The sequence below is a fragment of the Nostoc sp. FACHB-110 genome, from assembly GCF_014697425.1.
GTDB lineage: Bacteria > Cyanobacteriota > Cyanobacteriia > Cyanobacteriales > Nostocaceae > Nostoc_B.
In genome coordinates this window covers 43,750-66,095 of record NZ_JACJRU010000025.1, presented here as the reverse complement: position 1 = coordinate 66,095, position 22,346 = coordinate 43,750, and the positions used below count along the sequence as shown (strand labels likewise).

Here is a 22,346-nt window from a genome sequence, read left to right as displayed (position 1 = left end):
CTCCTAATTACAGTTGCTTCATGTACTCAACTAAAGCATCTTTATCAGATGGTGAGAGTTCAGTTCCATATACATGGCCGCTGTTGCTGTTTCCAGGCTTGGTTGTGTCGAATTTAAAATATTTCTGACCATTTTCTTGGGCAACAGTTGACACAAACCCAACTTTTTCTCGATCAATCACGTCGTAACCCCGATAAAATTCTTTGGGGCGATTTTCAGGGTTTTCTAGCAAGTCTCGTAATGTGGGAACTGAGCCATTATGTAAATAAGGGCCACGTAACCAAATACCATCTAAAGGTGCATTGGCGTAGCCATTGGTTTTGCGAAAATGATTAAATCGCCACGGATAACCAGCATACAAAGTATTTTGGTTAGAGAGGGTTTCGTAGGTAAAAGAATTGAGCCGACTGGGGTCTGTGCCAATTTCTTGAATCGGCACAACTTTACCTGTATATTCGCCGCCAAAGGCATGACAGCTAGCGCAATTACTAGCAAATAGCTTTTCGCCGGTTGCAGCTAAAGTTGCATTCACTTCGTAGGGATATTTTGGTGGTGGTAATTCCCACAACCAATCAGCTACTCGTTGAATTCTCTTTAAGTCAATTGTTGTCGGTGTAACTCCTGCACCTAAAGCGGCACTCTTATTCCGTTCATCAACAGATTTATTATTACCATCCCAGTGTAATTGCAAGCCTTCGCGCGGCTTTTGATTCCACACAGAGGGAAAATCTGATGTCCCAATTAATTCATCTGAACGCAATTTATCCATGGGAAAATGGAATTGAATTGCTTTATAAGGATTGAATGTATCGACTCTGCCAGGGCCCCAATCTGGTTGGTTATAAATAAACGAAAGTCTGCCTCTTTGATTAATCAGTGCGTCTCTAGTTTGGGGAATGGCAATAAAGCGATAAACTAACTTTTCAATTGGGTTGAGACCACCACTAACTTTTTCAATTTCGGGCATCATCCGGTTAGCTGTAAATCGTGGGTCTACAGCCACTTCTGACAAGAATTTAATATATCCCTGCAAATTTACCACATTAGCAGGCATAGCAGTAATTACTTGGCGATCGCTATTTGGCGTATCGCGTAGTGTGCCTGTGTGACACACTGCACAATTTAACCCGACCCGATTAATAAAAACCTTGCGATTGGAAAATCCAATCGGTAAATCTTTACCAGGTTCTTGAATAAATCCTAAGGAAGTATATCCTTGATCGGGCAATTTTTCAGGAAATAATTCTGGCAGAATTTTCCATATCCAATAAGGCACGCCGTTGACTGGTTCGCTACCAATAGAACCATATTTAAAATGGTCTTGGATATCAGCATAATCCACTGGAGAATTAGAGATATTCGGCCAAATTAAAAACAAAACTACTGCGACAACTCCGACAATTGCCAGCAAAATTCGCTTCAAAACTTGATTAGTTCCTTTGACTACGCTAGAAACTAATGTCGGGCTTGTTTGAGCCATGACAAACTCCTTGGTCAATATTCAATAGTCAATTGCCAATGGTCAATAGTCATTAGCCTTTGGTTAAATCCCAACGACTAATGACTAATAACTAATGACAACTTAGACGGGCAATGCTGGAACTTCTACGTTATGTTTTGCCGCTTCATCACCGTGATAAACTGACATAACTTCTGCCATCATGGCTTCATAGTTATCAAAGCGGCTTTGTTCATAACAACCCAAGGGATTTTCAATGACGTTCAGCAAGCATTTATTACAGTAAGTACAAGGTTTATCGGGCAAGTCTTTGCCTTGTTGTAATTGTTTTGGTAAATCGTTGTTAGCAATTAATTGCCGCGCAATGGTGACACCATCACAATAGCCATCTTCAATCGCTTTGCGAATAAAGGAACCTTGTTGAAAACCACCAGTACACAACACGGGAATATTTACGGCTTGTTTAATGGCCTGGGATGAAAGTAAGTTTCTGCCTTGATTTTCCGCCAGCAGCTTTCGCATTTCTTCATCTGCGACATGATCGCCTGTAAATGCTGGTGCGGGAAGTTGTTTTTTCACCCGATTCCACAGGAATTTGAAAATGGGATTTAAGAGTTTGTAGCGGAAAAGAATGTAGTTACGGGTGGTGTAAATGCCACTGGAAAGCATTGTGTCATAGGTTTTAGTAATGACATCAAAGTTAAAATCGCCAATGGGGTTGAGGGGATGGGGGAATAAACTCCCGACAGAAACGTGAACTGCATCGGCTCCGGCGGCTTCAGCCCATTGACAAATTTGTACCGATTCTTCTAAGGAGTTTCCGCGTTTTTCCCAAGGAATTACTGCATCGTTGTAATCAATAGCACTGATTTTAAATTGCAGATGAAAGTCGGGGCCGACTTCTTGACGAATGGCGCGAATGACATCTAGTAAAAACCGCGCCCGATTTTCTAATGAACCACCGTATTCGTCTTGGCGATTGTTAATGCCAGAACTGAGAAACTGATTAAATAAATAGCCGTTAGCACTGTGCAGTTCTACACCATCTAAACCAGCCAACCGCGCTCTTCTCGCACCATCCGCAAACATTTGGATAGTTTCTTTAATCTCTGTCAAGGTCATGGCTTGACAGCGCAAGCCGTGAAAAGATTCAGTATTGCTAGTAGAACTTAATGCTTTTAAACCATCGTTTTCTACACCACCAATGTCTTGCTGACGACCAGAATGGCTAAGTTGCAAAATTAATTTACAGTCATACTCATGGACTTTTTCACCAACTTTGCGCCAAAAAGGAATTCGGTCATCAGAGTGGATTGTGGCGTAGTTGGGCATAATTCTGCCCCGAATTGCCACTGGCACAAAGGAAGTAATAATTGCTCCTACACCACCACGAGCAAATTTCTCTTCCCAGTTAATTCTGGCTTGAGTTCCTGAACCATCGTAGTTATCCCACCTACCTGATATACTGGAGCGAAAAATTCGATTTTTGACAGTGAGATTGCGAAATTGCAAGGGCTTAAAGATAATATCGTTCTCCATACTCTCTCCTTCCTATTTGCAATAGTATCTGGCATGAAAATTGCCGCTATGTATGCAGAAACCACCCAGAAAACTACCTTAAGGAGATTCGCTGGGATGTTGATTTTTTCTACCTACAAGTCCAAGATGAGGATTTTCGGATCAGATGCAAAACTTTAATTTTTTGTTACTTTTTGCGTTCCGAATATCAAGCCTAAAGTTTATACTCCGCAGTACTTTGAGCCTTATTTAAGACTTTTAAACAAAGTAAACTCAGCGTACTAAGCCAATAAAATCTTAAGAAAAAATGAAAATCTCTTTGCTTTTTACATTCAATTAATGTACCTTAAATTTATGCTTGGGATCACAATTTGTTACAAAAATAATCTAGCCATAAATCTCGGTTACACGATAACAAATCAGTTTTTGGAACTGCAGGATAAGTTTACAAATTTTAAAAAAAATAACGTAACAAATAAAATAAGTTGATGGTGACGTTTGTCAAAATTGTGTAGTAACTTCGTATATGACTGTGCCTGGACAGGATACATAATTTAATCACCAAAAATCACTCAAAATATCTGAAAAATAAATCAGGAAAATGGGGAACTGATGGTGAAGCTTTGTTATTGATCATGCTCCTAACCGGGTAATAGTATTACTCATTGAGAGTTTTATGAAGAAAATACGCCTACTGTGGAAGGGCTGTATAGTACTCCTAGCTGCGATCGCATTTACATGGTGTGGTGGCTATGGACTACCAACAGCTTTAGCTAGTGAGTATAGTGAAACACCTGCACCAATCGCTAATGAGTATAACGATACATCCTATGCAGATAACTGCGATGGTATCGGTTATCTCCCGCCCTATACGAAGGAGAATCTCACTGAAGCAGAAAAAAGAGGCCGTTGTACTTGGTATCTCTGGACTGGTGGTAATGATAAATACTATCGGGAAATTGCCAAGCGCACCCACGGCAATGTGGACTTACTTCAGTTGATTGACTCGCGTCTGCACGATGTCCGGTTTCAGAAATTCGGGGCAATTAACGACCCCGGATGTGAAAAAGCAACTGCACCAGACGAGTATGGGTTGTGGTTGGATAAGTGTAAAGACCCATTATCTACTGGTGTGATTGGGTTACGTAAATTCCCCAACCCCGATTTTGACCCAGCTAAATGGAAACCTGTGCAATATGCTAAGGATGCAGCTATCGAGCCTCCTTATCGGATTGGACAGTCTTGTGCTATATGTCACGTAGCGTTAGACCCACTCAACCCACCTCAAGATAAAGAACACCCGAAATGGGACAACCTCGTTCCCGCTTTAGGCAACCAGTACATTAAAGAAGCGGCATTATTTTCTACCAAAATCAGTGACGATAGCTTTATTAAGCAAGTCCTGAATGCACAAAAACCGGGTACATCTGACACTTCGCGGATTGCGACCGATCACATTAATAATCCTAATGCGATCAACGCCATTTTTAATTTAGGCGATCGCCCCACCTACCCAGAGGTGATGAACGACGGTTCCACCAAAAACGTGCATCGCATTCTCAAAGATGGTGCAGACTCTACCGGAGTTGCTAATGCTTCTTTGCGAGTCTACGTCAACATCGGTATGTGCGGCGACTACTGGCTGAGTCTTCACGAAGCTATGTTAGGTAGAACTCCCCAAAAACCTTTTGATATCGCCACCGCCAGAAAAGAATGCGAAGGTTGGAGACAAACAGAAGCTCGTATGGCTGATGCTGAAGCATTCCTCAAAACTATCAAACCAATGCACCTCAAAGATGCACCAGGTGGCGAGGAATTCATCACCAAAGATGAAAAGCTTCTAGAACGCGGCAAACTAGTTTTTGCTGATACCTGTGCTAGCTGTCACTCCAGCAAGAAGCCACCTGCGGAGATTGCGGCTGACCCCGAACAAGCGAAGAAATGGTACGAACAATCTGTACTGAGCAGTAACTTCCTCGACCATAACTTCTTATCTGATGACCAGCGTTATCCAGTCACATTAATTGGAACTAACGCCGCCCGGGCGTTAGGCACTAACGCAGCTAAAGGTCATATTTGGGAGCAGTTCTCTTCTAAGACTTTTAAAGAACTACCTTCTCCAGGTAAACTGACGCTGTATAATCCGTTTGACGAAGCTAAACCTATTGAGTTTCAAATACCCGATGGTGGCTTAGGATATTACCGCACACCTTCTTTGATTAGTGTTTGGGCAACAGCGCCACTTCTCCATAACAACACCTTAGGCTTGTATAACGAAGATCCTTCTGTGAAAGGACGGATAGCAGCCTATGACGATGCTATGGAAAAACTGCTTTGGCCAGAAAAACGTGAAGGCATTATCAGCAGAACTGACCGCAAGACTAAATTAGACTTGCCCCCAGGAGATCCCAATCCTAGATTGCGAATTCCTGTACCTAAAGGTATGCCTGTAGACTTGTTGGCTAACGTCAACATGCGAGAGGCGATTACTTCTTTGAATCTGGGGAATCTTTTCCAAGATTTGCGACCAGGAGGTGGCATCAAAGGTAAACTAGCTCGCGTACTTTTAAGAGCTAATAAATCTCCTGACTTTGTTGAAGACAGAGGTCATACTTTTGGCTCTGATTTAGCTGATGAAGATAAGAAAGCTCTGATTGAATTTGTGAAGACTTTCTAACACAATTCATCAGAACACTAGGTATTGAGTGAGTCGTTCCCAGGGTTAACTTGGGAACGATAAAAATTTGTGAATCAATAGTTAATCAAAAAAAATAATAATTAGGAGGCGATAAATGCAATATTTACCAATTATATATGTCCGGGGTTATGCAGGTTCAGAGCAAGATGTAGCACAAACTGTGAATGATCCATTTTATGGATTTAATAGTGGTTCTACTCATGTGCGAGTTGGAGAAACAGGCACACCAGAAAAGTTTTTTTTCGAGAGTCCGTTATTACGCTTAATGACTGACCACGGTTATCGACCTGTATTTGATAATAAACAGATGAGTAGTAACTTAAAAACCATCTGGATTTATCGATTTTATGATATTACTTCTGATAGTTTTGGTTCGGAAACTACAACCAGACTAGAAATAGAAGCGATCGCTGAAGGTTTAAGAGATTTAATTAATCTAGTTATTCAGCAAACTGGTGCGCCCAAAATTTATCTCATTGCTCACTCAATGGGTGGCTTAGTTTGTCGGAGTTTGATTCAAAAAATTTATCCTGAACACAAGCAACAAGCAGAAAATTATATTGATAAATTATTTACCTATGGTAGTCCACATGGTGGGATTTATTTCCAAGTTGGTAGCGGCTTAATTGAAAGTATCCGAGACACAGTGAAATGGAATAACTCTGATGATTTTGGCCCCCAAAGGATGTATGAATATTTCACTCCTCAAGACCAGTTACAGTCCACATATCCGCCTAATTTTGATGTTCAAAGTCTCAATGAGACTTTTTCGCCAGACCGAGTTTTTTGTATTGTTGGGACTAATGCCCGTGACTATGAAAATGGAGCAGGCTTATCCCAAAAAATTGTCGGGCCACAAAGCGATGGTTTAGTTCAACAAGATAAAGCCTACGTCAGAGGAGCGCATCGAGCTTATATTCATCGCACTCATGGCGGACGTTACGGGATGGTCAATTCTGAAGAAGCTTATCAAAATTTACAAAGATTTTTGTTTGGGGATATTAAAGTTAAATTATCTTTAAGTAATGTCGAACTAAGCGATCGCCAAAATACTTTTTATCAAATGGAAGTGCGGGTAGCTTTGCGTGGTTTACCTACTCCCATCCACGAACAATCAATTGACCATTATTGCCCCATCACCGTAGAATTAATCCGCGATCAACCTGTACCATTATTTACCGCTTTTTTAATTCCCCGCTACGCGGTCAATGCTGATAACACTTGTAGATATGCAATTCGTTTAGCACTGCATTCTTTTACCAAAAAAGAAAGAGATTGGTTGTTTGATAGCCATATCGACCAAGTACCATTATGGTCTGATTATTTAATCGTTGATGTGACAGCAGACAATGGTATATATGCCGCCAAATATAGTTGGAGTTCAGAACAAATAGAACCAAATACTAGTTTAAGTGTCGGTAATGATATTCCTTTACCGCAACGAGGCCGTGATGTGGTTGGTGCAGCATCATCGGTCAAATTAGAAATTTCGCAATGGCAATAATACGAAATTGATGATTTGTAGCGCGTAGTTTTTCTTGGAGGAGGAGACAGTCTTAATGCCAGAAGTATTTCTCCTACTCCTAATTTAGACAAATTTGTTGTTGGGTAACACATTCGATGAATTTAGTTCTGTTACAAAACTGGTTGGATAATGCGGCCTTTGCTGTTTTATTGATTACTATGCTGCTGTATTGGTTAGGCGCAGCTTTTGAGGGTATACCATATTTACCATTATTGGGGACTGCGGGAATGGCGATCGCCAATCTCTGCATTGCCACTTTATTAGGGGCGCGATGGCTAGAGGCTGGTTATTTTCCACTGAGCAACCTTTATGAATCCTTATTTTTCTTGACTTGGGGAATTACAACTATTCATTTGATTGCCGAAAATAGAAGTGGTAGCCGTCTGGTAGGTGTGGTAACAGCCCCCGTCGCAATGGGAATTACAGCTTTTGCGGCTTTAACTTTACCTTCAACTATGCAACAAGCCGAGCCGTTAGTGCCAGCCCTCAAATCTAATTGGCTGATGATGCACGTTAGCGTTATGATGCTGAGTTATGCTGCTTTAATGGTAGGTTCATTATTAGCGATCGCTTTTTTGATTGTGACCCGTGGTAAAAATATTCAATTACACGGTAGTTCTGTTGGTACTGGTGGTTATCGCTTGCAGAAAAACCAACCAGAACCATCGATAGATAACGCTAATTTCATAACTACACCAAGTAGTGCGATCGCAGTTTTAGAATCAGTTAAAATTTCCACAATTAGCAATTCTGAAGTTTTATCACCACAGCGTTTGAGCCTAGCAGAAACCCTTGATAATATTAGTTATCGTGTAATTGGTTTAGGTTTTCCCCTGCTGACCATTGGGATTATTGCTGGCGCAGTCTGGGCAAACGAAGCATGGGGTTCCTATTGGAGTTGGGACCCAAAAGAAACTTGGGCATTGATTACTTGGTTAGTTTTTGCAGCTTATCTCCACGCCCGGATTACTCGTAGCTGGCAAGGTCGCCGTCCCGCCATTTTAGCCGCCACTGGTTTTGCTGTGGTTTGGGTATGTTACTTAGGAGTGAATCTCTTAGGTAAAGGGCTACATTCTTATGGATGGTTTTTTTAATTAATGAAACATTTTTGGGTTTGATTTTGTTAGTTATTATTGATAAATAATGACCAACAACTAGTTATTTAGCGTCGGCAATTAGGTAAAAAACAATAATTTTCAGAGTTATTTAAGGAAAAAATCATGCAAAATAATCGCAAACAAACTGCACTAATTACAGGTGCATCTGGCGGGATTGGCTATGAATTTGTCAAGTTATTTGCTCAAGATAAATACAATTTAGTATTAGTAGCGAGAAATGAGCAAAAACTGAATCAAATTGCGAAGGAATTAAGCAGCAAATTTGGTATTGATGTTAAAGTGATTGCCAAAGATTTAGCTAATCCATCTGCACCAGAAGAAATTTTTGCCGAGTTACAACAAGCATCAATAAAAGTTGACATTCTAATCAACAATGCGGGGTTTGCTAGCTACGGTTTATTTAACGAAACAGATTTGACTGCTGAATTGCAAATGCTACAAGTAAATGTGGTGTGTCTCACCCATTTAACTAAGTTGTTCCTCAAAGATATGGTGAAGCAAGGTTACGGCAAAATCTTAAACTTGGCTTCCACCGCAGCCTTTCAACCTGGCCCGTTGATGGCAGTTTATTTTGCTAGTAAAGCTTATGTCTTATCATTGTCAGAAGCTCTCGCTAACGAATTAGAAGGTACAGGTGTTTCTGTAACCGCACTGTGTCCAGGGCCTACAGAATCAAACTTCCAAAAACGCGCCGCAATGGAAGACTCAAAACTGGTTAGCGGTCAAAAAATTATGGATGCCGAAACTGTCGCCAAAATTGGTTACGACGCTTTATTTGATAACAAAACTGTAGTTGTTCCTGGCTTGAAAAATAAACTCATGACTGAATCTGTCAGATTCACGCCTAGAAAGCTTGTGACCAAAATTGTCAGAAGTATGCAAGAAAGTAAATAAGTAAGTCGATGCAATAAAACCAAACTATGTGAAGAAAAGTAGGCATTGCTGATTAGTGGGATGTTTTTTGTTTCGCGCAAAGGCAAGGCAGCGCGTTGGGCGGCTCTGCCGACTTGAAGCGACTGCCGCGCAAAGGCGCGAAGAATCAATATTTTATTTTTGTTAAACATCTCAATTCATCCCGCATTTATGCAACGCCGAAAAGTAAATAAGGCTCAAACGCTTTTTCCCCCTGCTCCCTGCCCCCTGCTCCCTGCCCCCTGCCCCCTGCCTTATTCCAACAATAATTATTTACACCGACTTACTTAGTTAGATTATTTTCATCTACCTATTTTCTATTCTCCGTAAACAACAAAATCCTCGACTTATCTAACAAGTCGGGGATTTTTGCATAACTATCATACTTTAAAGCCACTTATTACTCTATTCTACAAAACAATACCTTAGCCAATTTACGAGGGTTCAATGCAGGGCAAACGCATCTAAATATAGTACGAGTATACTAAAAAGCCAGAAGAGTAGCGATCGCGGCGCTGCATAAATGCACAATGAATCAGTATCTTCAGTCAATTCATTCTACGCATCAGCAACACAGCGATCGCCACTTCAACTATTTAGAGTCGATACTTCACCTGCTTGAGCATCAAGCAGGAGGGGCGCTCAATCGCCAATATTGATGAAAAGTTGGCTTACCCCAAGTGCGACCGGTAATTATATGCGCGCCGTCCTTACAAAAACTTTCTAGAAGACTCAGGGCGTAGTCGGGGAATGCCTTTGATTGGATGGCATACGTGTTGGGATCACCACTGACCGGAATCAAAACCCAAGACTGCGAATCAACGTTTTTGCGCCGTTGGAGCCTTGGGTATTGGTCTTGTCTGTTAGTGGTTGCTGCTGCTTCAAGATACAACTCCTCTTTGAGGCTAGGATTTTGCTGCCAGGTGCGGATGAGGTAACTTCCATCAGTCTGCTTAATCAGAGTCCAGAGGTGTCCTTGATTCCATGTCGTATTTACAAGCGGATCTTGTCGCCAGATATGAACGTGGTAGTTTACAGTAGCCTGGTAGCCAGCCGATATCATATAAACACCAGTTACTTGGTGAATCAACATCCAGTTACCGGAAGCATCTTCTGGGTGTGGCATAGAATTTTCGTCCTCGGGAAAAATTGGGGGTAGTGGTGGAAAAGAAAGTGGTACAGTAATCTTGACTGGTTTGCCGCCTACGACTTGTCCATCAGCGATCACATCGAGAGAACCATTAAATATCTGGGGGAAAGGTTGGCCAGCTACGGCTCCCACCCAGGAAACGGTAAAGGCTATCTCATGATCTTCGTCTCTGCTGAGTGGCCCGTAACCAGTTGCAGGTGCGATCGCCGTGACAAACTGTGCTATGTCGCCGCTTGGTACAAGGCGTACATTGGCGATCGAAGTAATCTGTGCTGCCAATTCAGCATTGATCGTCTCGATAATTGTACTCGGACTAATACCTGGCAACAGCTTGCCACCAGTCGCATTGGCAATTCTTGTGCCTTGTCCACGAGTTCCACCAGGCTCTCCGCAATAAGGCTGATAACCAATTGCCGTGGTTTTTGGATCGTCGTCCAGCCCTGCTGGGGAACGAGGATCGGTATTCATGCTCATTGCCAGGATGGTAATCTTCTCGGCTACTAGTTTAGCTGTTACCGATTCTTCGGTGATGTCGTAGGGCAGGTTGCTGATTGCTTGGCAGACTGCATCGTGACCGGCTGCATCACCAATCCAGACAATGATTCGCTGGGAATCCGCACGCCAGCCAATTTTGCCACTTGGTGGTTCAGCTACCTGATCGAGTGCATAGAACTGAGCCTCTGGAATGTCTTTCCCACCAGTAGTTGTCCAGGTATTAACCGCCGCTTGAATGTCTGCAAGGTTGCTACTCAAACTATGCTGGTGAGCGAAAGCATAAGGGTGTTCGCCAGTAACAGGAGCCGGAAAGTCCTTGTATTCGCCAATCCCGACTTTAACATCAGATCCTAGCTTCCCAATTTCCGTCAAAACAATCGAGATGTCTCTCTTGACGACATCGATCGCTGGCTTCATACTAGCGGTCGTGTCAACCAGAAAATAGACATCGACTTTCGGAACCACCCCAGACTTTGGGATGGTAACTTTCACCACTTCGTCGAGCGTCTGGTTCTGCGACAGAACCAGATCGTTCGTCGGTGGTGAAACTTGGATGGTAAAACTCATAACCCTGGGTTAAAAAAAGGGGAAATCGGATGTCGAAGATAATGCCAAAATTTCCCTACATTGAGCAAAAATCATGACAATATCAAGCTAATCCGATGATTCATAAGCTTATCATGAAGAAGCTCAAATTTGCTTAGTTAAATAAATCAATAACAGCCAAAACAATGTTGCCCACGGTGTCACTGTCCTTGAAAAATCTCCCCATTGTCCGATAGCTACCGCGTTCCCCTGTCCAACGGGCAATTTCCAACATGGTGACTCGCCCGCTCCGAAGCTAACATTGCAATGATTATCTGGTTCAACTGACGCATTGTCGTAGCGTTTATCTGCGTCAGGAGGCATTGCAGGAGTGATAAGATATCGGGCATGGGTTGATTGTGGGTTTTAAGTTGTCGTTTGGGAAGACAATAACTCTACTAAATCAGCCCTCTCTCTTCACCCTCTGATTTTGGCTAAGGTATTGACAAAAGAAAGGTTGCATGGGACTCTCATGAAAACTGGTGGCTTAACAATTAAAGAACTGACTCAAGTTGTCGGCGGCGGCATTACACCCCGGATGGTCAGACATTATCATCAATTGGGATTGTTGCCACAACCAGGGCGATCGCCTAGCAACTATCGTCTGTATACTGAACAAGATGTCATTCGGTTGCAAAGAATTGTCGCTTTGAAGCATCAGGGATTTCAACTCAATCATATCCGCAACATTCTCGAACTAGAACCAGAAACTCAAACCCTCACAGCACAATTACAACAGCAATATCGCGCAGTCATGCAGCAAATTGCCCAACTGCGACAAACCGCCTCAGCATTAGAAGGATTATTAGGACGCGATCGCCATTGTCAAATTATGCAGGCAGAAGTCCTCGCGCAACTCAAATTATTAGAAGTAGAAACTCAAGTTAGTTTAGGTGGGCTAGAACAATTGTGGAGTGGTTTAGATGCAGAGGTGCATACTCATTTTGAAAGTTTTGCCGAATCGTTGCAATGCTTATTACCCGATTTATCAAACCGCTCCGAAATTGAACAACATCTAATCGCTCAATTAGTGTTAGCTTGTGGTGATGTGAGTTTAACATCCTTTGTGAGGGTAAGTGCTGGAGCGATCGCCGCTAGTCGTCACGCACTCAAATCTAGTTGTCACATTTTTGTAGATATTCCCACCATCGCCGCAGCTTTAGACCAAACTAGATTAGCTCACTTAGGTTGCCAAGTCAGAACTTTCATTGCCAATCCCCACATTACCACCGCTCCAGAAGCCGAACAAGAGTTTTGGCAACATCAACAATGGCGCGAAAAATTATTCCAAGTTCCTCAAGGTAGCATTTTAGTTATTGGTTATGCACCTTCTGTTTTATTAGCAACTTGCACCGCTATTCAAGCCCAAAAAATTCAACCCGCCCTCATTATTGGAATGCCCATTGGTTTTAGCCACTCTCCCGCAGCCAAACGCCAACTGATGCAGCAAGATATTCCGCATATTACAGTTGAAGGCACTTTAGGCGGTGGTTTATTGGCGGCCACGGCTTTGAACGCTTTAGTAGAGTCATTAATTAGCAAGCCAGATTGTCATTGTTATTTACGTGATAGGAAAAAATAGCCAACTATTATAGCAAAAAATATTTATGCAAGAGTTCTAAGCTGAAGATTTGAGTCTTTAAATGGTTTGACAACTGTGTCTGCATTCCACGAAATAGCCCAGTTGTGTAATTCTGCAAGAATTATGAGCCTTGACAATCAGCTAATTCAAGATTTTCTTCATTAATTTCGTAATTTAGCACAAAAACCATGTGGTAATCATAAAATATGATACCGCGCTTAAGAGGCAATAGATGGAGCCATTAACTGCTGGTGCGATCTCTATCGGTGGGCGTTCCGTGCCATTGCCTAAACTGATATCTCCGAACAGGAAGGATCACCAAAAGTTGCCAAAACCTAAATTATCACATATCTTGCACCAAGCGACTGAAGTCGCGGCTACACAGACAAAACCCGCCTGCGCGGGTTCCAAACCCTTGATATTGCGTTAGTCCGCGTAGGCGGACTTCGTTTGTATAGCCGAGCCAGTGCGTTGGGCGGGCAATGCCCGACTTGAAGCATCTGGCGTGCGAATTCTATTCGCTGGGGCTAGGTGCAAGATGTGAATTATGATTCAAAGGACACTTGCTCCCGTCGCGGCTCAACTATTTGCTTAATACAATCTTTCGTACTCTAAATTAAAACACTGCTTGAGCCATTGCTTAATTTCATTATGAGATGGACTGACTCTTGAGTTTAATGTATCAATAGGTAATATCTTTCGTAACTGTTCCATCTGCGATGAAAGGTCATGTTCTTCTATAAGTTTCCCATTATCAAAGATTAGCTCATAGACAGTTCTGAACTCGTATGCAGGGGGAAATTTCATCCCATAATACATCTGGCAGATGGAGTCGTTTCCCAGCAACAAACCACCAGTAAAGGGAATCAACTTCCGTATAGCATCTATTTTACAGTCCGATGACTCCCAATCCCAAGACTTTGTATATTCAGTAGTTGTTTTACCAAACAGCTTCAATAATCGCTTCAAATGATCTGCTTCACTTAGCCCAATATTAAGTTTTGTAAGAAACAGAGATGTATCAGTGACCTCATAAGTGCAGTAATAACCTCGCCAGCAAGCAGTAGAAAATAGAGCTAGCTCGATACCATACTTTACTGGATTAAATAACCTATAACCATTGATACTAGCAAGGGTAAAAGACTTTTTATGATATAAGACTGTATCGTAAATTTGTTCAGTCATTGACTTAATTTTTGGTTGCAGTTTAGTTCTAAATGCTAGTGTAAAGAATAGCTTTGCTCCATCCGCAATTTTATTTAAAGATTGGTAGGAGACTTTTGTTGAAATACTTTTAAATGTCAAAAATTTAGTTTGCGGCTCATCAATTCCAAGCGCGTAAGTTTTTGTTCGATTGCTCTTTTACCTCCAATCTTAAGTGAGAGGTTCTCCAACAAAGATTGCACCTCGTTGAATTAGGTCTTCTTTTATCTCTTTTGAAATTCCTTGATTGTTTCCAAATCGGGCTTTTTCTACATTTGCACCACTCAGATTGGCAGCAATCAGATTGGCAGCAATCAGATTGGCATCCTTTAGGTTGCTACCAATTAGATTGGCATTTGTCAAGTTAGCATTTCTCAAGTTAGTACCACTCAGGTTGGACTGAACCAGCCTTGTATTGCTCAAATCAGCATGGTTTAGGAAAGCACGACTCAGGTTGGCTTTATTCAAGTTTGCTCCTTTCAAATTGCCATACCTCAAGTCGGATTGATTGAGCTTGGCTTCAGTCAAGATTGAATGATTGAGATTTGCACAATTTGCACTACCATTGCTCAGGCTAGGATTATGTAATGACATTTTCTCTGCTAAGGCAATCAGAGCATCGGCGCGATTTGACTCAGACTGAATTTCCCTGATGGCGGCGAGTGCTTCACTTAACAAATTAGGTGGCAGTTTCTGTGCTAACGCGCTCAGGGTAGAGGCGCGATATGACTCAGGCCGAATTACCGTGGCGGCGGCGAGTGCTTCTGGTAACACAGACGGCAGTTTCTGTGCTAACGCAATCAGGGCAGGGGCGCGATAATACTCATCATGAATTTCCCTGATAGCGGTGAGTGCTTCACTTAACAAATCAGGTGGCAGTTTCTCGACTAACTCTGTCAGGGCATGGGCGCGATTTGACTCAGACTGAATTTCCCTGGCGGCGGCGAGTGCTTCACTTAACACAGACGGCAGTTTCTCTGCTAACTCTATCAGGGCATAGGTGCGATTTGACTTAGACCGAATTACTGTGGCGGCGGCGAGTGCTTCACTTAACACAGATGGCAGTTTCTGTGCTAAGGCAATTAGGGCATCGGCGCGACAATACTCATCCTGAATTTCCCTGGCGGCGGCGAGTGCTTCACTTAACAAATCAGGTGGCAGTTTCTCGACTAACTCTGTCAGGGCATGGACGCGATTTGACTCAGACTGAATTTCCCTGGCGGCGGCGAGTGCTTCACTTAACACAGACGGCAGTTTCTGTGCTAACGCTATCAGAGCATGGACGCGACAATACTCAGACTGAATTTCCCTGGCGGCGGCGAGTGCTTCACTTAACACAGATGGCAGTTTCTGTGCTAACGCTATCAGAGCATGGACGCGACAATACTCAGACTGAATTTCCCTGGCGGCGGCGAGTGCTTCACTTAACAAATCAGGTGGCAATTTCTCTACTAACTCTCTCAGGGCAGAGGTGCGACGATACTCAGACCGAATTACCGTGGCGGCGGCGAGTGCTTCACTTAACACAGACGGCAGTTTCTGTGCTAACGCAATCAGGGCATCGGCGCGACAATACTCATCCTGAATTTTCCTGGCGGCGGTGAGTGCTTCACTTAACAAATCAGGTGGCAGTTTCTCTACTAACGCTATCAGAGCATGGACACGATTTGACTCAGACTGAATTTTTCTGGCGGCGGCGAGTGCTTCACTTAACAAATCAGGTGGCAATTTCTCTACTAACTCTCTCAGGGCAGAGGTGCGACGATACTCAGACCGAATTACCGTGGCGGCGGCGAGTGCTTCACTTAACACAGACGGCAGTTTCTGTGCTAACGCAATCAGGGCATCGGCGCGACAATACTCATCCTGAATTTTCCTGGCGGCGGTGAGTGCTTCACTTAACAAATCAGGTGGCAGTTTCTCTACTAACTTTCTCAGAGCATAGGCGCGATTTGACTCATCCTGAATTCCCCTGATGGTGGCAAGTGCTTCTGGTAACACAGAAGGCAGTTTCCCCGCTAAGGCAATTAGGACATCGGCGCGACAATACTCATCCTGAATTCCCCTGATGGCGGCGAGTGCTTCACTTAACAAATCAGGTGGCAGTTTCTCTACTAACTCTCTCAGCTCACGGGCGCGATTTGACTCAGGCTGAATTCCCCTGATGGCGGCAAGTGCTTCTGGTAAGACAGATGGCAGTTTCCCCGCTAAGGCAATTAGGGCATGAAAGCGATTTGACTCAGGCTGAATTCCCCTGATGGCGGCAAGTGCTTCTGGTAAGACAGATGGCAGTTTCCCCGCTAAGGCAATCAGGGCATGAAAGCGATTTGACTCAGGCTGAATTCCCCTGATGGCGGCAAGTGCTTCACTTAACAAATCAGATGGCAGTTTCTCTACTAACTCTCTCAGGGCATGGACGCGAAGATACTCAGGCTGAATTTCCGTGGCGGCGGCGAGTGCTTCACTTAACAAATCAGGTGGCAGTTTCTCTGCTAACGCTTTCAGGGCATCGGCGCATTTTGACTCAGGCTGAATTTCCCTGATGGTGGCGAGTGCTTCACTTAACAAATCAGGTGGTAGTTTCTCTGCTAACGCTTTCAGGACAGAGGCGCGAAGATACTCAGGCTGAATTTCCATAGCGGCGGCGAGTGCTTTTGGTAACACAGAAGGCAGTTTCTCTGCTAACGCTTTCAGGGCATTGGCGCATTTTGACTCAGGCTGAATTCCCCTGATGGCGGCAAGTGCTTCTGGTAAGACAGATGGCAGTTTCTCTGCTAATTCTCTCAGAGCATCGGCACGAAGATACTGATCCTGAATTTCCCTGGTGGCGGCGAGTGCTTCTGGTAACACAAAAGGCAGTTTCTCCACTAAGGCAATCAGGGCATCGGCACGAAGATACTCAGGCTGAATTTCCCTGATGGCGGCGAGTGCTTCACTTAACAAATCAGGTGGCAGTTTCTGTGCTAACTCTCTCAGGACATCGGCGCAAAGATACTGATCCTGAATTTCTCTGGCGGCGGCGAGTGCTTCTGGTAACACAAAAGGCAGTTTCTCTGCTAACGCAATCAGGGTAGAGGCGCGAAAATACCCATCCTCAATTTCCCTGGCGGCGGTGAGTGCTTCTGGTAACACAGAAGGCAGTTTCTCTGCTAACGCTTTCAGGGTAGAGGCGCGAAAATACTCATCCTGAATTTCCCTGGCGGCGGTGAGTGCTTCTCTTAACAAATCAGGTGGCAGTTTCTCTGCTAACGCAATCAGGGCATCGGCGCAAAGATACTCATCCTGAATTTCCCTGGCGGTGGTGAGTGCTTCACTTAACAAATCAGGTGGCAGTTTCTCTGCTAACGCTCTCAGGGCATCGGCGCGATAATACTCATCCTGCATTTCCCTGATGGTGGTGAGTGCTTCTTTTAAATTAATCCAGTCTGTGTTGCTCAGAATGGTGCTTTTTAAATCAGCACCACTCAAATTAGCACCACTCAGATTAATGCCAGATAAGTCAACTTCGCTTAGGATTGCGCCACTAAGATCGACACCTGAAAAATTATTTTCACCTGCATCTAAACGACTCAAAAACTCTTCAACATCCATACTGAATTTTGTACTGGAGGGCTGGAGTTAGTGTTCCCAAAAAAGATTGAGCCATTGATACGCAATAGAAATGCGAGACAGTTGCTTTTAAACCATTGCTACTCCCTTACCCTGAAATGAAGGATCGATACACAGATGAGTGATAATAAACCAATCCCGTGAATGTCGATAAATTCATCATCTTATGAATGCGGTAAACTGCCTGTACTATGCAGTCTGGTAAGCTTGCGTTCAATCCAGGCGAAACGCACCTTATTTCCTAACAAAAAATATATACTTAAACTCTCAGCCAAGACAAAATTTTGGCTGTGCATATTAATTTTCGTAAAGATTACAGGTGAACGAGCCAATAAAATTTTGCACTGCTGTACAAGCCAAAATTTAAGTATTATTACGTATTTATCAGCAGTTTTAACTATCAGTAAATCAACCTAAAAACAGCAATCAAAACAGTAGAGATACTGACAAAAGTCGAATTTAAGTAAGACTAAGCATAATATAGATATGCGTATATTCCTTGATTTAACTAATCAGTGGGGAAGTAAAGATCAGGAAAATTCAGGAGGGATTTTCAACTGTTTGGGCTAAATGGAGAAGAAGATACTTGACAGCAGATGTATAATAAGCGCGTCTCCTCCTGGATAATAAAATCACATTGAGGATGGGCCGGTTTGCTGTTTTCTGTACCTTGGATTAGGAGCATATGTGGCAACAACAAAAAAAAGATAGTGCGATCGCCAACTTGGCATTATCGCTCGCCTTAGCTACCACGCCGATGGCATTGAATTTTATGGTGTCAACACCAGTGTTGGCCCAATCTGCCACGGATAATCCCACTTTTCCCCTGCCGCAAACAGTGGAAAATGGGGCAACAGTGCGTGTTGATGGTTCAAGTACCTTGGCTCTCATCAACCAAAACCTCAAGCAAGGTTTTGAGCAACAATTTGCTGGTACAAAGGTAGAAGTTGCTAACAATGGTACAGATGCAGCGATTAAAGCAGTAGTAGACGGACAAATTGATATAGCTGCGATCGGCCGTGGTTTGACTCCTGAAGAAAAAGCCCAAGGTTTAGAGCAAGTCCGGTTGCACCGCGAGAAAATTGCGATTATTGTGGGTGCAGACAATCCTTTTAATGGCAGCTTAACCGATAGACAGTTTGCCAGAATTTTTCGGGGTAAAAGTGTAACTGACTGGTCGCAGTTAGGCGGGTCGCCAGGCAAAATTCGGGTAATCGATCGCCCAGATTATAGTGATACCCGCCAAGCCCTCAACAACTACCCAGTTTTTAAAGCGGCAAAATTCGCTACAGGCTCGACTGCTACCCAATTAACTGAAGACAGTACCGCCGAAATCGTCAAACAACTAGGCAAAGATGGCATCAGCTATGCCAGAGTCAATCAAATATCCAAGTTACCTGGGGTGAAGGTTCTCCAGTTACATCAAGCCTTACCAGACGACCCCAAATATCCCTTTTCGCAGCCTTTGGTTTACGTTTATAAAAAAAATCCTAGCCCAGCTGTAGCAGGTTTTCTTGGTTTTGCTTTGGCAGCACCAGGACAACAAGCCATAGAAAATGCCAGAACCGCAGAAGCCGATGCGATCGCCAAAGGAGATTCACCTACTATCCAGCTAGTTGCTAATCCCACATCGACAATAGAAGCAACACCAGCAGCAACCGTCAGCCCCAATACAGAAACTGTAGTAGCTGCCACCCCCAGCCCGGCGGCGACCACCTTAGCACCGATTATCAACCCTGCCCCTACTCCTGAGGCAACTGCCACCACCGCAGCTACACCCACTCAACAACCTGCTACTGCTACCTCAGGCAATAATTCCATCGCTCAAGGACAAATCCCTCTGTGGTGGTTAGTTTTACCATTAGGTGTCATTGCCGGGTTGTTATTGTGGATAGTCAGAACTAGCCCATCGGAGGCGGAAGTTACAGAAAATCAACCACCGACTAATCCCTTACCCCCAGCATCAGAAGCAGCAGTAGTCAATAATACTAACGCTGTTGTCAGTGAAGCACAAATTCCCTTAACGAGTGCAACTAACGGTAGCAATCCGCAAAATAATGGCGCAAATTATCTAGAAGGCACTACCCCAGCCACAACAGCAGATACAGGTTTAGCCGTTGGTGCAGGTGCTGTCATTGGCTCAATGATTGTGGGCAAAGAATCAGATCATCAAAAAGCCGAAGATAACGGTTACGATCTGGGCATTTCCCCGTGGGATATGGAAGCACCAGCGGCCGTGGTCAGCACGACATATCCCCCAATCTTAGATGTATCAAAATCCACATCAAATCCAGAATATTCTCCGATTGAAACTACCCAAAATACACAGCCACCAGCAGCAGAAATTGAAACAGTTCAGCCAGTGACCCCAACACAGGCACAAGCGGATATTGACTTACCTGGAATTAGTCAAGAATCGATTAACGATAACGAAGAAGATTGGGGTTTTGAGCTTGTAGATGATGTCACACCAACAGATTCTCAAGCAGAGATCACTTCCGATTTAGATCCAGAAATAGAAAAATTAAATTATGTGGCAGATGCAGCAGAACCAGAGCCAGAGGAAACAGAAGATTTACTGCATAATGCTGGTGTTGGTGCGGTAGTCGCTGGAGTTGCTGGAGTCGCAGCCGCATCTAGTATTAATGCTATGAACCAACCAGAAGTTAACGAGCCAGTATCAGCTAATACCAGTGACGAAATTTTAGCGATCGCTGACCCCCAAAGCAAAGTTGTCCTCACACCTAGCAGTGACCATTCGGCTGATGTGAGTTGGGAAATTTCTCCTACTGGTCAACAAATCCTGCAAAATTCGGGTATATCTCAATTAGGTCTGCGGGTTTATGATGTCACAAATATTGACCTGAGTTATCAGCAACCTCAGTTAGTGCAGCAGTACGAATCCGAACTCAGCACTTCACAAACTACCATAGAAATTCCCCAAACCGAGCGTGATTACATAGCCACCATTGGTTATACGATAGGCGATCGCTGGATCACAATTGGACGTTCTGAAGTGGTGCGTGTATTTGGCAATCTGCAAACTAATCATACAGTAGCCAATGTTGTGTTAGTAGACGAGACTAGCCGGATTGTCTTGACAGCCCGCACTCACCAATTGGCGGATATTTATTGGGAAATGTCAGACACTAGCAAACAAATGCTGAGAAATGCTGGTCTGTTCCAATTAGGTTTGCGGTTGTATGATGTGACACATATCGACTTAAGTTATCAGCAGCCACAATTAGTCCAGGAGTATCAACTAGATTTAGAGACATCCGATAGCACTGTAGGGATACCAGAAGCAGATCATGATTACATTGCCGAAATTGGCTATCCCATTGTAGGCGATCGCTGGGTAAGCATTGCTCGTTCGGAAATTGTGCGCGTCTTTAGTCCGTTGTATGTAGAAGATGAAAATGTTCCCACACCAGCAGCAGAAGCATCTTTGCCATCACCCGAAGATGGTAGCAGCATTACTTTGACACCACGCACTCCTAAATGGGCTTACGCGGCTTGGAATCTTTCACAAACCCGTAAACAAGCACTACATCAAGCTGGAGTTACTCAATTAGCTTTGCGGCTTTATGATGCTACTGATATCGATCTCAGTTATCAGCCGCCCCAATTTGTCCAGCAATATGAATGCGAAGAAATCACCCATGACCGCTACGTAGCAATTCCCACAAGCGATCGCGATTATATGATTGAACTTGGCTATAGCACCGAAGGCGATGGTTGGGTAGCAATTGTCCGTTCTAGTGCGGTTCGCATTTTCAGCCGTCCCCAACCAGATTTTTGGTTTGTAGCAGATGCAGAGTTAATTATCCACGGTGCAACCGAACCCAACGCCAGCGTCAATATTGGCGGTAATCCCATCTCCCTCAAACCAGATGGAACCTTCCACCTCCGCGTTCCTTTCTCCGAAAACTTAATTGACTATCTGATGACAGCAGTTGCAGCTGACGGCGAAAACTCAAAAATAATTCATAAAAAGTTTTCCCAAGAAGTTCCCGAAGCTTAATCTGCACTGACAGAAAATACTTAAACACAGATAGCCGACTTTTTCACAAAGTCGGCTATCTGTGTTCTATTTGTATAAGTCATACATTGCGCTAATAATACTGATGGTTTTTGTTATTTTTCTGGTTGACTTACTAAAGTGAATCATGTTTATATTGTTCACCAACATCTAAATGATGTGGTGTTTCACATTCCATCTCGTTATTGATGTAGTAGTAGCTATTTTGAGTTAATTGTGGCGGATAGAAATTAGCAGGAATTTGGGGAATTTCCACTACATGGGAAATAGAATGGAGATTATTGTCTGGTTCTACCCAAGCTTCGTCTTCTAACCGCCGCTTTTTATTCATTTGTCTGAGCATAACTGTTACTACCAGCCCAAAAGGACTTAAAGATAGTAATAATCCGGCGAGTGCTAGAATTTCCATTGCTGTGTACTGGTGTGATGTTCCTGGTATTGACAACAATA

12 protein-coding genes and 1 pseudogene are annotated in these 22,346 nt (G+C 43.5%); 6 read left to right on the top strand and 7 right to left on the bottom strand.

The annotated features are described in order from the left end of the window. Positions 1–7 precede the first annotated feature (7 nt). Both H6G69_RS21100 and H6G69_RS21095 read right to left on the bottom strand, forming a co-directional pair. Entirely contained in the window at positions 8–1,480 is a 1,473-nt protein-coding gene (locus H6G69_RS21100) for a c-type cytochrome (protein ID WP_190691075.1), read from the bottom strand. A 102-nt stretch (positions 1,481–1,582) separates the two neighbouring features. Further along, the gene (locus H6G69_RS21095) at positions 1,583–2,998 is read right to left on the bottom strand and encodes an NADH:flavin oxidoreductase (protein ID WP_190691074.1); all 1,416 of its coding nucleotides are present in this window, start codon (positions 2,996–2,998) and stop codon (positions 1,583–1,585) included. Between the two features lie 655 nt (positions 2,999–3,653). Here H6G69_RS21095 and H6G69_RS21090 point away from each other — a divergent pair. From H6G69_RS21090 to H6G69_RS21075, 4 genes are all read left to right on the top strand, one after another. Further along, entirely contained in the window at positions 3,654–5,654 is a 2,001-nt protein-coding gene (locus tag H6G69_RS21090) for a hypothetical protein (RefSeq protein WP_190691073.1), read from the top strand. A 115-nt stretch (positions 5,655–5,769) separates the two neighbouring features. Then, positions 5,770–7,179: a triacylglycerol lipase gene (locus tag H6G69_RS21085; protein WP_190691072.1), complete on the top strand. Its 1,410-nt coding sequence runs from the start codon at positions 5,770–5,772 to the stop codon at positions 7,177–7,179. A 116-nt stretch (positions 7,180–7,295) separates the two neighbouring features. Beyond that, positions 7,296–8,294 (top strand): c-type cytochrome biogenesis protein CcsB, encoded by a 999-nt coding sequence (gene ccsB / locus H6G69_RS21080; RefSeq protein ID WP_190691071.1) that lies wholly within the window; start codon positions 7,296–7,298, stop codon positions 8,292–8,294. 126 nt (positions 8,295–8,420) lie between these two features. Next, the gene (locus H6G69_RS21075; protein WP_190691070.1) at positions 8,421–9,212 is read left to right on the top strand and encodes an SDR family oxidoreductase; all 792 of its coding nucleotides are present in this window, start codon (positions 8,421–8,423) and stop codon (positions 9,210–9,212) included. 643 nt (positions 9,213–9,855) lie between these two features. Here the strand turns inward: H6G69_RS21075 and H6G69_RS21070 are convergent. Next, a complete protein-coding gene (locus tag H6G69_RS21070) occupies positions 9,856–11,442 on the bottom strand; it encodes a hypothetical protein (RefSeq protein WP_190691069.1) in 1,587 nt (528 codons plus the stop codon). A gap of 153 nt (positions 11,443–11,595) precedes the next feature. Further along, positions 11,596–11,810 (bottom strand): annotated as a pseudogene (locus H6G69_RS21065) (transposase); the annotation flags it as partial. 122 nt (positions 11,811–11,932) lie between these two features. Here H6G69_RS21065 and H6G69_RS21060 point away from each other — a divergent pair. Next, positions 11,933–13,042: a precorrin-8X methylmutase gene (locus H6G69_RS21060; RefSeq protein ID WP_190691068.1), complete on the top strand. Its 1,110-nt coding sequence runs from the start codon at positions 11,933–11,935 to the stop codon at positions 13,040–13,042. Positions 13,043–13,633: 591 nt separating this feature from the next. Here H6G69_RS21060 and H6G69_RS21055 read toward each other — a convergent pair. Both H6G69_RS21055 and H6G69_RS21050 read right to left on the bottom strand, forming a co-directional pair. Continuing rightward, the gene (locus H6G69_RS21055; protein ID WP_242072130.1) at positions 13,634–14,347 is read right to left on the bottom strand and encodes a hypothetical protein; all 714 of its coding nucleotides are present in this window, start codon (positions 14,345–14,347) and stop codon (positions 13,634–13,636) included. 69 nt (positions 14,348–14,416) lie between these two features. Then, positions 14,417–17,836: a pentapeptide repeat-containing protein gene (locus H6G69_RS21050; RefSeq protein WP_199336202.1), complete on the bottom strand. Its 3,420-nt coding sequence runs from the start codon at positions 17,834–17,836 to the stop codon at positions 14,417–14,419. 703 nt (positions 17,837–18,539) lie between these two features. Between H6G69_RS21050 and H6G69_RS34015 the strand changes: the two genes are divergently transcribed. Then, entirely contained in the window at positions 18,540–21,878 is a 3,339-nt protein-coding gene (locus H6G69_RS34015) for a DUF4912 domain-containing protein (protein ID WP_242072129.1), read from the top strand. A 133-nt stretch (positions 21,879–22,011) separates the two neighbouring features. Here H6G69_RS34015 and H6G69_RS21025 read toward each other — a convergent pair whose 3' ends face one another. Continuing rightward, positions 22,012–22,305, bottom strand: coding sequence for a hypothetical protein (locus tag H6G69_RS21025; RefSeq protein WP_190691067.1), 294 nt, complete (start codon positions 22,303–22,305; stop codon positions 22,012–22,014). Positions 22,306–22,346 lie beyond the last annotated feature (41 nt).

What these genes read in the sequence shown, in the direction of transcription:
- ccsB (WP_190691071.1), top strand. Translation starts at nt 7,296, where the DNA reads ATGAATTTAGTTCTGTTACAAAACTGGTTGGATAATGCGGCCTTTGCT.
- H6G69_RS21090 (WP_190691073.1), top strand. Translation starts at nt 3,654, where the DNA reads ATGAAGAAAATACGCCTACTGTGGAAGGGCTGTATAGTACTCCTAGCT.
- H6G69_RS21100 (WP_190691075.1), bottom strand. Translation starts at nt 1,480, where the DNA reads ATGGCTCAAACAAGCCCGACATTAGTTTCTAGCGTAGTCAAAGGAACT.
- H6G69_RS21025 (WP_190691067.1), bottom strand. Translation starts at nt 22,305, where the DNA reads ATGGAAATTCTAGCACTCGCCGGATTATTACTATCTTTAAGTCCTTTT.
- H6G69_RS21050 (WP_199336202.1), bottom strand. Translation starts at nt 17,836, where the DNA reads ATGGATGTTGAAGAGTTTTTGAGTCGTTTAGATGCAGGTGAAAATAAT.
- H6G69_RS21095 (WP_190691074.1), bottom strand. Translation starts at nt 2,998, where the DNA reads ATGGAGAACGATATTATCTTTAAGCCCTTGCAATTTCGCAATCTCACT.
- H6G69_RS21075 (WP_190691070.1), top strand. Translation starts at nt 8,421, where the DNA reads ATGCAAAATAATCGCAAACAAACTGCACTAATTACAGGTGCATCTGGC.
- H6G69_RS21060 (WP_190691068.1), top strand. Translation starts at nt 11,933, where the DNA reads ATGAAAACTGGTGGCTTAACAATTAAAGAACTGACTCAAGTTGTCGGC.
- H6G69_RS34015 (WP_242072129.1), top strand. Translation starts at nt 18,540, where the DNA reads ATGTGGCAACAACAAAAAAAAGATAGTGCGATCGCCAACTTGGCATTA.
- H6G69_RS21070 (WP_190691069.1), bottom strand. Translation starts at nt 11,442, where the DNA reads ATGAGTTTTACCATCCAAGTTTCACCACCGACGAACGATCTGGTTCTG.
- H6G69_RS21085 (WP_190691072.1), top strand. Translation starts at nt 5,770, where the DNA reads ATGCAATATTTACCAATTATATATGTCCGGGGTTATGCAGGTTCAGAG.